Here is a 14,552-nt window from a genome sequence, read left to right on the forward strand (position 1 = left end):
GGCCCGAACGGAGCGCCGCGCGGGTCACGAGCCGGACACTCACCGGCGGCGAAACCCCGATTCCGCGCTCAATTCCCGGGAAAACCCCCTCGAGCTCCCGGTTTCCGCTACGCCACCAGCGTTCTTCCGCAGCCTGCTAGGGGTGAAGTGATGATCGAGTACTTCCTCGAACAGGGCTCGACCTACGCCGCCAGCCTCGATGGCGTGGTCAACCTGATCGGCGTTCTGGTCGGCTTCTGGTTCATGGCGTCCCTTGGAGCCTTCCTCTTCCTGATCTTCCGGTTCCGCAAGAAGCCGAACCAGAAGGCCCAGTACGTCACCGGCTACGAGAAGCACGAGGCCCGGTGGGTGCACTGGCCGCATCACCTCATCCTCGTGTGCGACATCTTCATCGTGATCGGCGCCGTGCAGGTCTGGGTCGATATCAAGCAGACCCTGCCCGAAGAACCGGAGGCCGAGCGCGTTCGGATCATTTCCCAGCAATGGGCGTGGACGTTCGTGCATGCGGGCCCGGATGGAAAACTCGACACCGCCGACGACATCCCGATGATCGATGAGCTTCATGTCGAGGTGAACAAGCCGTACATCTACGAACTCAGCTCGCTCGATGTCCTTCACGATTTCTCGGTTCCGATTTTCCGCTTGAAGCAGGATTCCATTCCCGGGCGGGTGATCACCGGTTGGTTCGAGCCAACGATCACCGGCGAATACGACATCCAATGCGCGGAAATCTGCGGAATCGGCCATGGCTTGATGCCCGGCCGCATCTACATCGAGTCCTCACAGAAGCACGCGGCCTGGCAGGCGCAGCAGGCGCCGATCGCGCTCGCAGCAACCGCTCAGTAGCTGGGAGAGCAGACGAATGGCCACCGCGGAAGTCGCGACCCACCACGACGACACCCGCCATCACGACGAAGGTTTCGTGAAGAAGTACTTGTGGTCGACAGACCACAAGATCATCTGCTTCCAGTACATGATCACCGGCATCGCGATGGCGTTGATCGGCGGATTCTTCGCCTACGCCTTCCGGATGCAGCTGGCCTTCCCCGGAATGGAAGTCCCGCTCTGGGGTGTCGTGACGCCGGGGGACTACAACGCCCTTGTCACCAACCACGGCACGATCATGATCTTCTGGGTGGCGATGCCCGTACTCATCGCGGCTTTCGGGAACTATCTCATCCCGCTGATGATCGGCTGCGACGATATGGTCTTCCCGAAGATCAATCGCCTTTCCTATCAGATCTTCCTGCTCTCGGCGCTGGTGCTCATCTCGTCGTTCTTCGTCGAGGGTGGTGCCTTCGCTGGTGCCTGGACAGCCTATCCGCCGCTTTCTTCGACGGCCGAATACAGTCTCACACCACTAGGCTCATCGATCTGGCTGATCGCCGTCGCTTTGGAGTTCATCGCCTTCTTGCTGGGCGGCATCAATTTCATCACGACGGCCATGAACTCCAGGGCGCCTGGCATGAAGCTCTACGACGTTCCGGTCATCGTGTGGTTCATCGTCATCGCCAGCCTCCTGTTCATGGCCTCCGTGGGTCCGCTGGTGGCTGGCGCGATCATGTTGCTGTTCGACCAGAACCTCGGCACCGGCTTCTTCGATCCCACCCGGGGCGGTGATCCGGTCCTCTGGCAGCACCTCTTCTGGTTCTTCGGACACCCCGAAGTCTACGTCGTGCTCCTTCCGGCGATCGGTATCTCCGCGGAGATCATCACGGTCTTCGCGCGCAAGAAGCTCTTCGCGTATCGCACCGTGTTGAATACCGCGATCGCGACGGGCGTCCTCTCCTTCACGGTCTGGGCGCACCACCAGTTCGTCTCGGGCATCGATCCGCGGATGGCTCACGTCTTTACGATCTCGACACTGCTGATCTCGGTTCCGATCGCCGAAATGGTCTTTGTCTACATCGCCACGCTCTACGGCGGGTCGATCACGTTGAACACGCCGATGCTCTGGGCCCTGGCGTTCATCGGCGAGTTCTTGATCGGTGGCGTGACGGGCATCTTCCTCGGTGCCAGCGGTTCGGACATCTACTTCCACGATACGTATTTCGTGCTAGCCCATTTCCACTACACGTTCTTCCCGATCGCCATCATCGGCACATTCGCCGGGATCACCTATTGGTGGCCAAAGATGACCGGGAAGATGATGAACGACACGCTTGGGAAGATTCACTTCTGGGGCACGATCATCCCGTTCAACTTCATCTTCATTCCGCTCTTCGTGCTGGGTTTGGCGGGGCAGCATCGCCGCATCTACAACTACGAGAACTTCCCCGACCTGGCTCTCGATTGGATGTTCGACCTCCGAATCATGGCCACGGTTGCATTGCTGGTGATGATCGCTTTCCAGGTCGTCTTCTTCGTCAACGTCTTCGTGAGCCTGCGAAATGGCAAGAAGGCGGGAAACAACCCCTGGAAGGCCAACACGTTGGAATGGGTGGCACCCTCTCCTCCGGGCCATGGCAACTTCGAGGAGCTGCCGACCGTCTATCGGGGGCCCTACGAGTACAGCCATCCGGACCGTGAAGAAGACTATTGGCCGCAGAACGAGCCGGCCTAGGCAGCAGAAAGAGAGACGATGAGACCGATTGCGAACACTCGATCCGCCGCGGGTATCCCCACCGGTCGTCTGGCTGTCTGGTGGGTGTTGGCCTCCGAGATCGTGATCTTCGGCGGCATCCTGGCGTCGTACATCATGTTCCGGCTGTCCCACGGCATCTGGGCTGATTATGCCGCCAACACGAACACCATGATCGGGGCGACCAACACCTTCGTGCTGCTCACCTCGAGCCTGGCGGCCGTGGCGGCCCATGCCGCCGCGGAGCGCGGTGATGGCAAGCTCGCCGCCCGGCGCCTCGTCTATACGATCCTCGGCGGTGGCATTTTCCTCTGCATCAAGAGCTACGAGTGGTACACCGAGATCACTCACGGCTTCACGATCAGCGCCAACGGTTTTTGGGCGTTCTACTACACGGCGGCTGGCGTCCATGCCTCCCACGTCATCGCAGGCATGATCCTGATGGCTTTCGTGGCCAAGGACGCTGCGAAGAACGCGGAACTCCACCGGGTCGAGTTGGTGGGAATCTATTGGCACTTCGTCGATGTCGTCTGGATCTTCCTCTTCCCTCTCCTCTATATCGCGAAGTAAGGGTCAGCCATGTCTGAACACGCTGAAGCGCATTCCGAGAGCTACTACGTCAAGATCTGGGCCATTCTGTTGCTCCTGCTCGTGGTCAGTGTCCTCGGCCCGATGCTCGAGATTCAGGTCATCACGCTGCTGACCGCCTTCGGGATTGCCTTGGTCAAGGCCTACCTGGTGGTCAAGCACTTCATGCATCTGAACGTGCAGCCCCGCTTCGTGACCTACTTCCTGAGTACGGCGCTGGTCTTCATGCTGCTCTTCTTCGCCGGCACCGCGCCCGACGTCATGAAGCACGAGGGCGATCAATGGATCAAGTCCCCGGTGGAGCTGCCGCCTAGCGGTGGCAGCCACCACTAGCGAAGAGGTCGCCCCCATGGCCTCTCGCGCCGCGTCCGCCAGCCTTCGGGTCGTCACGAACCCGCAGCCGCCGGTCATTCCGAGTGCCACGCTGGGGATGCTGCTCTTCCTGTTTACCGAGGTGATGCTCTTCGCGGGGGTGGTCAGCGCCCACAACATCGCCCGCTCTCAAGCGCTCCTCGGTTGGCCCCCGCCCGGGCAGCCGCGCTTGCCGGTCGACGAGACGGCCGTCAACACCGCGGCTCTCCTGCTCTCGGGCGCATTGCTCATCTGGGCTCAGCGAGCCTTTCGAGAGAATCGGCGGGCGGCAAAGCCCTGGCTCGCGGCGTCGATCGCCCTGGGCGCCTTCTTCGTGGGCTTCCAGGGTGTCGAGTGGGTCGGCTTGATTCGAGAGGGCCTGACGCTCACCTCGAGCACTCACGGCGGTTTCTTCTACCTGATCATCGGCATGCACGGGCTCCATGCGGTTGCTGCCCTCGGTGTACTCGGCATGAGCTGGGCGCGTCTGCGCCGGGGAGCGTTGGCCCAGAGCACCTTCGCCGCGGCCCAGACCTTCTGGTACTTCGTGGTCGGCATCTGGCCGCTCCTCTACTGGCAGATCTACCTTTGATGCGTCGCCTGCTTCCGCTCTTCTTGCTCGGGCTGATCGCCTTCCTCTTCCTGGCGGATGGCGCTGCAGCCTGTGCGGTATGCGCCGCGGGTGAGGACGATCGCAGTCGCGATTCCTACATCATCGCGACCATCGTGATGAGCGTGCTGCCCGTTTCGATCGTCGGGAGCCTCGTCTGGTACATCCGCCGCCGAGGTCGAGCGCTCCAGAAGATCGAAGCACCCTAGCCGCGCTGGGCGGGCGGCGGGGTCCCTGTCTACACCACGATGTTGACGAGCCGCTTCGGCACCACGATCACCTTGCGGGGCTGCTTTCCGGCCATGTGGCGCTGAACGCTCTCTGACGCGAGGGCTGCGCTTCGCACGCTGGCTTCGTCGGCGTCGGCGGGCACCCGGATCTCATCGCGGCGTTTGCCGTTCACCTGCACCGCAAGGGTGATGGTGTCCTCGATGAGCAATGCGGCGTCGGCCTCGGGCCAGCTCTCGTAGGTCAGGGAATCGGGTTGGCCGAGCTGGCTCCATAGCTCCTCTGCCAGATGCGGGGCGAAGGGCGCGAGCATCTTCACGAACGCCAGGGTGCCAGAGCGCGGCGCCGGGGCTTCGCGGCTCACGTCGCGCGCCCAGACCATCAGCTTCGAAATGGCCGTGTTCGGCTGGATGGCTTCCATGTCTTCGGTGACGCCCGCGACCGTCTTGGCGGTGAGGCGCGCTTGCTCCTCCGTGCCATCACCCGGGACGAGTTCCTCCTCCGTCACCAGGCGATGGGCGCGCTGAAGGAAGCGGAAGCAGCCCGGAATGCCGTCAGTGGACCAGGGCGCACCTTTCTCGAGAGGGCCCATGAAGAGTTCGTAGAGCCGCATGGCATCCGCACCGAACTCTTCGATCACATCGTCCGGCGAGACGACATTGCCCCGGCTCTTCGACATCTTCTCGGTCACTTCCTCGAGGGGAAGATCATCGATCGTCGGATGCAGGGGTTTGTGGTCTTCACTCCAGCGAACGGCGTCCTGCATCAGCCAACGGGATTTGACCTCATCGCCCGTCGCAACGGCAATTGCGCGTTCGCCGTCGATGCGCACGGCTGAGTGGGGGTAGGCGTGTGGCGTGGTGTCGGGATCATCCGACAGGTTGTCGTCGTAGTAGCGGTAGGCGTAGCCCAGGATCATGCCGGGGTTGAGGAGCTTCTGGAAAGGCTCCTTGGTCGACACGAGCCCGCAATCGTAGAGAACCTTGTGCCAGAAACGCGCGTACAGCAGGTGGAGCACGGCGTGCTCCGCGCCGCCGACATACAGGTCGACGGGCATCCAGTAGTCCATGGCTTCCTGTGACCAGGCCGCGGTGTCGTTGCGGGGGTCGCAGAAGCGCAGGTAGTACCAGCAGCTACCCGCCCATTGGGGCATCGTGTTGGGGTCGCGTCGGGCTTTTGCGCCGGTCGCCGGGTCGCTCGTCTGGATCCAATCGGGCACACGGGAGAGCGGCGTTTCGAATTCTCCGGTCGGCGCCCAATCGTCGAGTTCCGGCAGGGTGACGGGCAACTGGTCCTCGGGAACGAGCTTGACCGTTCCGTCTTCCAGGTGCATGACCGGGAAGGGCTCGCCCCAGTAGCGCTGCCGGCTGAAGAGCCAATCGCGCAGCTTGTAGTTGATCGTCGCCTCGCCCTTGCCCTGCTCTTCGAGCCAGGCGTTCATCCGGGTCTTCGCCTCGGGCGTCGGCAGCCCATCCAGGAAGCCCGAGTTCACTGCCTCCCCGTGGCCGGCGAAGGCCGCCTCGGAAAGGTCGCCTCCGGCGACGACCTCGAGGATCGGCAGCTCGAATTTCGTGGCGAACGCGTAGTCGCGCTCGTCGTGGCCCGGTACGGCCATGATCGCACCGGTTCCGTAGGTCGCGAGCACGTAATCTGCGATCCAGACCGGAATGCGCGCATCGTTTACCGGATTGGTGGCGAAGGCTCCGGTGAAGACGCCCGTCTTGTCATCGCCTTCGGCCGTGCGCAGCCGCTCGCTCTTTCGCGCCGTTTCGGCCACGTAGGCTTCGACCTCGCCGCGCTGAGCCTGTGTCGTGAGTTTCTGCACCAGCGGATGTTCTGGCGCCAGTACCATGTAGGTGGCGCCGAACAACGTATCCGGGCGCGTCGTGAAGACCTCGATCGCCTCGTCGTCATCCACGACCGGGAAGCCGACCCTGGCACCTTCGGAGCGGCCGATCCACTCCACCTGCATTCGCTTGATGCGCTCTGGCCAATCGACCTCGTCGAGGTCCGCGAGCAGGCGCTCGGCGTACTCCGTGATGCGCAGCATCCACTGGCGCATCGGCATGCGGACGACAGGGTGGCCGCCGCGCTCGCTCTTGCCGTCGATGACTTCCTCGTTGGCCAGTACGGTGCCAAGGGCGGAGCACCAGTTGACTGCCACCTCCGCTTCGTAGGCGAGGCCGCGCTCGTGCAGCTTCTGGAAGATCCATTGGGTCCATCGTACGTAGCTCGGGTCGGTGGTATCGATCTCGCGCGACCAATCGTAGGAGAGCCCGAGACTCCTAAGCTGGCGCCGGTAGGTTTCGATGTTCCGCTGGGTCGTAATGGCAGGATGGGTGCCGGTCTCGACGGCATGCTGCTCGGCAGGAAGGCCGAAGGCGTCCCAGCCCATCGGGTGGAGCACGTTGAAGCCGCGCATCCGCTTGTAGCGCGCGATGGCGTCGGTGCTGATATAGCCCTTCGGATGGCCCACGTGCAGGCCCTGGCCGCTCGGATAGGGGAACATGTCGAGCACGTAGTATTTGGGGCGGGAGGGATCGACCTCGCAGCGGAAGGTCTCGTTCTCGAGCCAATACCGCTGCCAGCGCGCCTCGATCGTCTTGGGTTCGTACGCCATGGCGGCTGGAAAGTGCCGGGCTGCCCGACCAGCGTCAACCGTGGGCTGGCCCGCTAGCTTTCTTCGCGTGAAGGACGGAAGCCAGAGCCAACAGGATCGTCGCGAGCTCTACATCATCTCCGATGGCACCGGAGAGACGGCCGTTGCGGCAGTCGGAGCTGCTACGACCCAGTTCCAGGAGGACTTCAAGGTCCGCACCTTTGGCGAGATTCGCCACGAATCCCAGGTGCGCCGCATCCTGGAACGCGCGGCAGAGGCCGGGGCCCTGGTGATCTTTACGCTGGTTCACGAACCCCTGGCTCGGCAGCTTCAGGATCGCGCCAAGCAGCTCGGTGTTCCGACGGTCGATCTGCTCGGGCCCCTGATCCAATCCATTTCGACCCGCCACCGCGTGAAGCCTCAATATCGTCCGGGTGTCCTGCACAGTTTTTCGGACGATTACTTCCAGCGGGTCGAGGCCGTCGAGTTTGCCGTTCGCCATGATGACGGAGCCAATCTCCATACGCTTTTCGAGGCGGATCTCGTCCTCACCGGTGTTTCCCGCACGGGAAAGACACCGCTTTCGATGTATCTGGCCCAGCGCGGCTTCAAGACCGGAAATGTTCCCTTGATACCCGGGATGGATCCATCCCGTGAGCTGTTGGAGATCGATCCAAAACGGGTGTTCGGACTCGTGGTCGATTCCGCGACCCTGCTCGGCATTCGCAAAGCGCGATTGCGTCAGCTGGGCGCGCCGCCCTACAGCACCTACGACGAGCCGGAAAGCGTTACTCAGGAGTTGCGACGCGCCCGCCGCCTCTTCCGCCAGAACGGCTGGAGGGCCGTCGACATCACCGGGAAGGCCGTGGAAGAGAACGCATCTCGGATCCTGGAACTCGTTCAACGCCGCCTGAGCTGAGCGAGGGGCCGAAGATCGAGAGCAAGGCCGGCACGACCGTGATCGAGCCGAGCATGTTGATCACCATGAGAATGGCCAACAACCAGGCCATCTCGGACTGGAAGCGCAGGTTCGATGCGGTCCAGGTGGCGATTCCGGCGACGAGGGTGGTGGCGGTGAAGCTCACGGCCATGCCCGTGGTCTGAATCGTCCGGCGCAGGGCTTCGTCGAGGCCCGCCTGGCCGGTGGCGATCTCCTGGCGAACCCTGTCGACGATGTAGATCGCGTAGTCGACCCCGATTCCGACGCCTACGGACTGAACCGGAAGTGTGCTGATGTTCAGGCCCACGCCCTGGATGGCCATGTAGGCCAGTGAGAGCATCGTCGCCGTGGCCAGCTGCACGACGATGATCCCGCCGATCCAGACCGACCTGTAGGTCACGATCTGCAGGATGAAGACGACCAGCAGAATCAACGAGATGTTGGCGATGTGGCCTCGCTCGACTTCTTCATTGACCGCGGCGAGCACACCCATCACGCCGCCGGCCATCACGAACTGGACGCCGCGCGACCAGGATTGGGTCGGCTGATAGCGAGGCAGGGAATCGACCGCGTTCAGATCATGAACGATCAGGTTTCTCGTCTTCATCGCGACCGCGCGGATCCCGAGCTCTTCGTTTTCGTACACGGCATCCACGTCCGACGCGTCCCAATCCTCCAGCTCTTCGGGCCACGCGAAGTAGCCGCCCTCTCCCATGGATTGCAACTCACGTTGGTAGTCGCGCCGGGCACCTTCGGCGAATTCCTCGAGCCATGCGGGGGCCTGGCTTCTGCGTGTGAGCCTCGGAAGCTCGACAGAGCTGTAGCTCCCGGAAGGATCGCGGCTCGACAAGTGAAGCGTGTGCGGCCTGCGCGGAAGCATCGGGCCGAACAGGTAGTAGATGCGGTCAGCCATTCTTTGTGGGCCGAAAACTCCGGCATCAGGGGCCGCCCGGTCGCTTTCGAGTCGGAGTTCGAGTTCGCCAATGGGGTTCTGGCGGATGAACTCACGGGCCGCGGAGATCGCCAGCTGCACCGTATCGCCCTTGTGATCCGGATAGAAGAAACCGAGGCTGGCCTGGCTGTCGTCGTGGGTCGCATAGGGCCGGAGAAAGCCGGGAGAGCCGTTTTGGCGCAGTTGGAAGAGCACGTTGCGTACGGTTCCGGAATCGTTCGGGATGAAATTCCATTTAGGGTCGCCGTAGTGATTCTGCTGCCAGTAGGCGCGAATGATCGGCACCAACGAAACGGCGACGCGAAGGTTGGTGTGCGCGGTCATCCAGCGTTCGAATTCCTCCATCTTCTGGATCACCGCGGGGTCCGCTGTGGCCTCCTCGCGATGACCGTCGGCGTAGATCACGAAGGAATCGACTCCCCCGAAACGCCCGGAGATGGCTGCCGTCGCGACATTGAAGGGATGATCCTCGGCCAACAGCGGCGTTCCGGGCCGAGCCTCACCGATCTTGCTCTGGGTGAAGACGATCCAGGACGACGAAGCCAGGAGCCCGATGGCCAGGCCCGCAACCAGGAATTTCGTCGTCGGGCCGGTGACGAAGCCTCCGATCCCTCGCAGCAGGCGGGTCATGAATGAGGGGACGTAGTGCTCGGCGATCCGAGGCGGGGCCATGAAACAGATCAGGATCGGGTGCAGGAGTTCCACGGTGAACAAGATGCTGAACACCCAGAACGCGCCGAATACCGCCAGATCGCGCATCTGGGGAATGGAGGTCATCAAGATCACGAGCAGGCCCAGACCGTCGGTGACGATGCCCAGGGTGGCCGGCACGAAGAGCTTCGCCATGGCGGCGGTCGCGGCCGCGAGCTTCGCCTGCTCCGGGTCGTTCCGGAACCGAGGCATCAACACCTCGAATTCTTCGAAGAAGCGCTCAGCCATCTGCACGGAATGGGAGACGGCCCGCGCCGTGATGATCATGGGGATGACGAGCACCAGCGGATCGAAGGTGATGCCCATCCAGCCGCTGAAACCCAGGCCCCAGATCGAGGTGGTCAGGGCGGCGATGAACGGGATCAGGACGCCGTGGATGCGGCGGAAGTAGGCGAGCAGGAGGGCGAAGGTGAGAACGATCGTGAGCAGGACGTAGCGCACGATCTCGAAGGCATGGGTCAGGATCCAGGCGGTGCCGATCGGATCGCCCGAGATGAAGATGCGGTGTTCCTCGTCTTCTTCTGGCTCCCAGATCCACTCGCCCAGGGTGCAGGCCGTGCCGTTCTCGATCTCGACGGCGGTGCACTTCCAACCGTTCTTGATCTTCTGGACATGGTCGAAGACGGCCTTGTAGACCTCGCGGCCGGACAGGCGGTCGGTGATGAAGTTCGCGGAGAGCAGCGCGCCTTTTTCGTCCAGCGAAACCAGCCGACCGAAAATGAAGGGCGGGTTCTGCCGCACCTTCTCACGAATGATGTCCGCCTTCCTCTGAGACTTCGGGATGGCGGTGATCAGGACCTCCGAGCTGATCGCGCCGTCGGGCTCGACGGTCACGACGCGCGTGGAGGAGTGGGTGAGCGACTGCACCCGGTCGTGATTCACCGGGTAGGGCGGGAACTTCCGATCGAGAATCTTGATCAGTTCGGCGGTATCGACAGCCGCGTCCTTGGGGAGCCGTTTCTCGATCTCCTCCCGGTAGGCATCGCGTTCGGCACTCCGGCTGTCGTAACCCTCGCCATCGAGCCGGCGGGTGATCCGCGAGAGCTTCTCCAGTGTCTCCGGCGTGAAGATCGTTCCCTCATTCACGACCACCGCGATGGCGACCAGGGACGACGATCCGAAGGTCTTTCCGAATTCGTCCTGGGCATGAATGAAGGGATGGTCCGGCCACTGGGAACGCGCGCTGGCGTCGATGCGCACGAGCGGCCCAGGTAGCTCGTAGCCGAGGCTCGAGGAGACGGCATTCACCGTCGGATAGAGGAAGAAGAGCGTCGCCAGGATCAGACCGAAGGCGACGACGAGCCGGTTCTGCACGACCCAGCGAGCGAAGTGGAGCGTTGCGGTCTCGTCTTCCGGGTGCCGCTCGGACTGCTCCGCCATCGGCCTTTCGCCACCTCCCGAGGGTCACCGTAACGGCAACGACCCGGCCAGGGTAATCCCAGGCCGGGCCGTCTTGGAAACAGGATGCCTCCCCTGCCTACGCGTCGTCGTCTCGCAGGCCCTTTCGAACCTCCATCTCCACCTGGATGCGCCGGGCCTCCATCTGCTCATCTGTGAGCAGCGCGGTAGCCACCTTCGGGCGGAAGATCGAGTAGAACGCCGGAACCACGGTAATGGCACCTAGCATGTTGATGACCATCAGGATGGTCAGTAGCTGGGCCATCTCGCCCTGGAAGCGCAGGTCCGGGCCGAGCGGCCTGGGCAGCGCCCACATGGCGATGCCGCCAACGATGGTCGTGGCCGTGAAGGACACTGCCATACCGGTCGTGCGAACCGCGCGTCTCACCGCCTCGTCGAGGTCGCCGGTATCGGCCGTTTCATGGCGGATGCGATCCACGATGTAGATCGCGTAGTCGACCCCGATACCGACCCCGACTGATTGTACCGGCAGGGTGTTGATGTTCATGCCGACTCCCTTGATGGCCATGTAGGCGAGGGAGAGCATCGTGGCGGTCGCGATCTGCAGCAGGATGATGAACCCGCTCGGCACCGATTGGTAGGTGGTCGAGTGGAGTACGAAGATGATCAGGAAGATGAGCGCGATGTTCGCTACGTGGGCGCGCTCCACTTCGTCATTCGTCGCCGCCAGGATGCCCATGATCCCACCGGCCAGGACGAACTGCATGCCACGCGTCCAGGAGTTGGTCGGCTGATAGCGGGGTACCGAATCGACGGCTTTCGTGTCGTGCACGATCAGGTTGCGCGTATCCACGCCCACGGCGCGGATGCCGTACTCCTCGCTCTCCCACCACCACGAGACATCGCTGTCGTCCCACTCGGCCAGGGATTCCGGCCAGGTGAAGACGTCGCCTTCTTCGAGCTCGTCGAAGGCGTCCTCGTAGTCGAGCAGCGCGTCCTCGCGGAAATCCTCGAACCAGTCCGGCATCGAGCCTTCGCCGTTCACCTGCTTGGTCGGCATCGCCGCGTAGCCGCCATCATTTTGGCGGATCTGCACGTTCAGCGTGTGGCCGCGTTCTGGCAGGAGCGGTCCGAGCATGTAGTAGAGGTTGTCCTTGATCTTCGGGAGTTCGAAGAACCCCGCGCCCTTCTCGGCCTGATCCTTGTCCAGCCGGACGATCACCTGGCCGATCGGGTTGGCTTTGATGTAGGCATCTGCCGCTCGGGCCACATTGATCAGCGTGTCGCCCTTGTGATCGCGGTAGACCAGCGAGAGGCTGGCGTATCGTCCATCATCGGTCATGAACGGACGCAGGAAGCCCGGAGCACCGTTCTGGCGCAGCTGGAAGAGAGCGGCACGCACGCTGGCCGAATCCCGTGGGACGAATGCCCATTTCGGATCTCCGAAATGGTTCTGGCCGTTGTAGGCCTTCATGAAAGGAACCACCGAAACCGAGGCTCCCAGGTCCGTATTCGCCGCCATCCAACGCTCCAGCTCTTCCATGCGCTGGATGGGCTCGGCGTCGCCGCTGGCATTGTCCTTGTCGCCGTCTGCGTAGACGACGAAGGTGTCCACGCCACCGAATTTGGTGGCGATCACCGCAGTGGCCTGGTTCCAAGGTGCATCCGGCCAGAGCAACGGCGTGCCGGGGCTCGCTTCTCCGACCTTGGAGAAGTTGAGCGTGATCCAGGTCGCGCTGATGAACAGGAAGATCGTCACCCCAGCGATCACGAACTTCCACCGGGGGTGCGTCGTCGTGTTTCCGACGAAGCGCGTGAATCGGATCATGAACTCCGGCAAGAAGTGCTCGTGCTCGGTCGGTGCCGGCATGAAGCAGATCAGGATCGGGTGGAGGATCTCCACCGTCACGATGATCGAGAGCACCCAGAACGCGCCGAACTCACCCAGATCGCGCATCTGCGGGATCGTGGTGACCATGATCGCCAGAAGCCCGGCGACGTCCGTGACGATGCCGAGCGTGCCCGGGACGATCAGCTCACCCATCGCGATGGTCGCGACCTCGCGCTTGGCCTCGTCCGGATCCGAGTAACGGGGCAGCAGGATCTCGTAATCTTCGAAGAAGCGCTCCGCCATCTGCACGGTATGCGAGATGGCCCGTGCGGTGATGATCATCGGGATGACGAGGATCAGGGGGTCGAACGTGATGCCCCGCCAGCCTGTGTAGCCGAGGCCCCAGATCACCGTGGCAAGTGCCGCGACGAACGGGATGAAGACGCCATGCCAACGTCGGAAGTAGGCCCACAGCAGCGCGAAGATCACCGCGATCGTCAGCATCACGTACAAGCCGATCTGGAATGCGTAGATCAGGATCCAGCCGACCAGGATGGGAACACCGGAAACGTAGATGTGGGTGTTCTCGTCCTCTTCGACATCCTTGATGCGCTGGACGTGGTCGAAGACGGCCGAGTAGACCTCGCCGCCCGAGAGACGGTCGGTGACGAAGTTGGCGGTGATCAGCGCGGCCTTCTCGTCGTAGGAGACATAGCGGCCGAAGATCACGGGCGGGTTCTGCCGCACGATCTCACGGATCTTGTCCGCCTCCTCCTGGGTCTTCGGGACCTTCGGCATCAGCAGTCGGTTCTCGATCGCGCCGTCCGGCTGGATCTCGAACACCCGCGTGGAGCGGTGACTCACCGAGCGCACCTGGTCATGGTTGACCGGGTAGGGCGGGAAGACCCGGTCGAGTTTGCGGATCATCTTGAAGGCGGAGACTTCGTCCTCTCCGGCTTCCTCTTCCCATTTGTCGCGCAGCTCGTCCCGGGCGTCGGTCTGGCTGTCGAAGGCGGGCAGATCCTCACTGGCTTCGACGCCATCCAGGTTCTTCGTGATCCGGTCGATCTTCTGGAGTGTCTCCGGTGTGAAGATCGTGCCTTCTTTCACTACCAGCCCGATCGCCACCGTCGTCGCCGAGCCGAACTTCGCGGAGAACTTGTCCTGGGCGTGGATGAAGGGATGGTCGGGCCACTGGTCCCGTGCGTTCGTATCGATCCGCACGGTCGGCCCCGGCAAGGGCGCACCCAATGCCGTCATGACCGTATTCAGGATCGGGTACCCGAAGAATCCCGTGGAAAGGATCAACAGAACCGCCACGATGTTGCGATGTCCCACGATCATCTTCGCGAAACGCAGGGTCATCGAATCTTGCCCGCCGGTGGGCTCTTGGGCTTCCGCCATCTTGGTCCTCGTCCAGGGCGTGGGGGCGCGCGTCGCTGCGATGAAAGAGAGGCTTCATCCCCCAAGGGCCTCTCAATACCGCAACGCCGACACCACGGATTTGTCCAGAGCCCGAGCCTACCTCGGGAGCCCCCTGTTCTACCGCGAACGGCACCTAAATGCCAAATTTCGGGGGATTCCGGGGACACCTGCTGGCTGCTCGCAAAAGAGTGGACAACCCGCATGGGGCCCACGATTCAGCGCTCCAGGTCGCAGGGCGGCCTAGTCCCTTGTATCGACCAAAGGCGGAAGTGTTGTCATGCTAAGCACTGCGTCCCCCGCAGCCAATCGGTTCTCGCCGTGTCGCGGGCCGATTCATGGGGCCCGTATGTCGAAGAAGCGGTATCGGATTGACTTGA

The 14,552-nt window shown here is 62.7% G+C and carries 10 protein-coding genes; 7 read left to right on the forward strand and 3 right to left on the reverse strand.

Annotated features, from left to right (window positions below; genetic code table 11):
* Positions 1-150 precede the first annotated feature (150 nt).
* Genes GY937_24740 through GY937_24765 form a run of 6 tightly spaced genes read left to right on the forward strand, consistent with a single transcriptional unit; the run spans position 151 to position 4,339 of the window.
* Positions 151-846 carry a cytochrome c oxidase subunit II gene (locus tag GY937_24740; protein MCP5059924.1) on the forward strand — a complete coding sequence of 232 codons (696 nt, stop codon included), beginning with the start codon at positions 151-153 and terminating at the stop codon, positions 844-846.
* Between the two features lie 16 nt (positions 847-862).
* A complete protein-coding gene (locus GY937_24745) occupies positions 863-2,563 on the forward strand; it encodes a cytochrome c oxidase subunit I (GenBank protein MCP5059925.1) in 1,701 nt (566 codons plus the stop codon).
* Positions 2,564-2,581: 18 nt separating this feature from the next.
* Positions 2,582-3,151: a heme-copper oxidase subunit III gene (locus tag GY937_24750; protein ID MCP5059926.1), complete on the forward strand. Its 570-nt coding sequence runs from the start codon at positions 2,582-2,584 to the stop codon at positions 3,149-3,151.
* A 9-nt stretch (positions 3,152-3,160) separates the two neighbouring features.
* Positions 3,161-3,502 carry a cytochrome C oxidase subunit IV family protein gene (locus tag GY937_24755; protein MCP5059927.1) on the forward strand — a complete coding sequence of 114 codons (342 nt, stop codon included), beginning with the start codon at positions 3,161-3,163 and terminating at the stop codon, positions 3,500-3,502.
* Positions 3,486-4,112 carry a heme-copper oxidase subunit III gene (locus tag GY937_24760; GenBank protein ID MCP5059928.1) on the forward strand — a complete coding sequence of 209 codons (627 nt, stop codon included), beginning with the start codon at positions 3,486-3,488 and terminating at the stop codon, positions 4,110-4,112. Before GY937_24755 ends, GY937_24760 begins: the two co-directional genes overlap by 17 nt.
* A complete protein-coding gene (locus GY937_24765; protein MCP5059929.1) occupies positions 4,112-4,339 on the forward strand; it encodes a hypothetical protein in 228 nt (75 codons plus the stop codon). Before GY937_24760 ends, GY937_24765 begins: the two co-directional genes overlap by 1 nt.
* A 29-nt stretch (positions 4,340-4,368) precedes the next feature.
* Here GY937_24765 and GY937_24770 read toward each other — a convergent pair whose 3' ends face one another.
* Positions 4,369-6,978 (reverse strand): leucine--tRNA ligase, encoded by a 2,610-nt coding sequence (locus GY937_24770; protein MCP5059930.1) that lies wholly within the window; start codon positions 6,976-6,978, stop codon positions 4,369-4,371.
* A 67-nt stretch (positions 6,979-7,045) separates the two neighbouring features.
* On the opposite strand from GY937_24770, the gene GY937_24775 reads away from it, so the two are divergent.
* Complete coding sequence (locus GY937_24775) at positions 7,046-7,876, forward strand: kinase/pyrophosphorylase (GenBank protein ID MCP5059931.1); 831 nt, start codon at positions 7,046-7,048, stop codon at positions 7,874-7,876.
* Here the strand turns inward: GY937_24775 and GY937_24780 are convergent.
* Together GY937_24780 and GY937_24785 are read right to left on the reverse strand one after the other, a co-directional pair.
* Positions 7,809-10,940, reverse strand: a complete 3,132-nt coding sequence (locus GY937_24780; protein ID MCP5059932.1) for an MMPL family transporter — start codon at positions 10,938-10,940, stop codon at positions 7,809-7,811. The two genes, GY937_24775 and GY937_24780, sit on opposite strands and share 68 nt — an antisense overlap.
* Positions 10,941-11,037: 97 nt before the next feature.
* Entirely contained in the window at positions 11,038-14,154 is a 3,117-nt protein-coding gene (locus GY937_24785; GenBank protein ID MCP5059933.1) for an MMPL family transporter, read from the reverse strand.
* Positions 14,155-14,552: the final 398 nt, after the last annotated feature.

Source organism: bacterium (genome assembly GCA_024228115.1).
GTDB lineage: Bacteria > Myxococcota_A > UBA9160 > UBA9160 > UBA6930.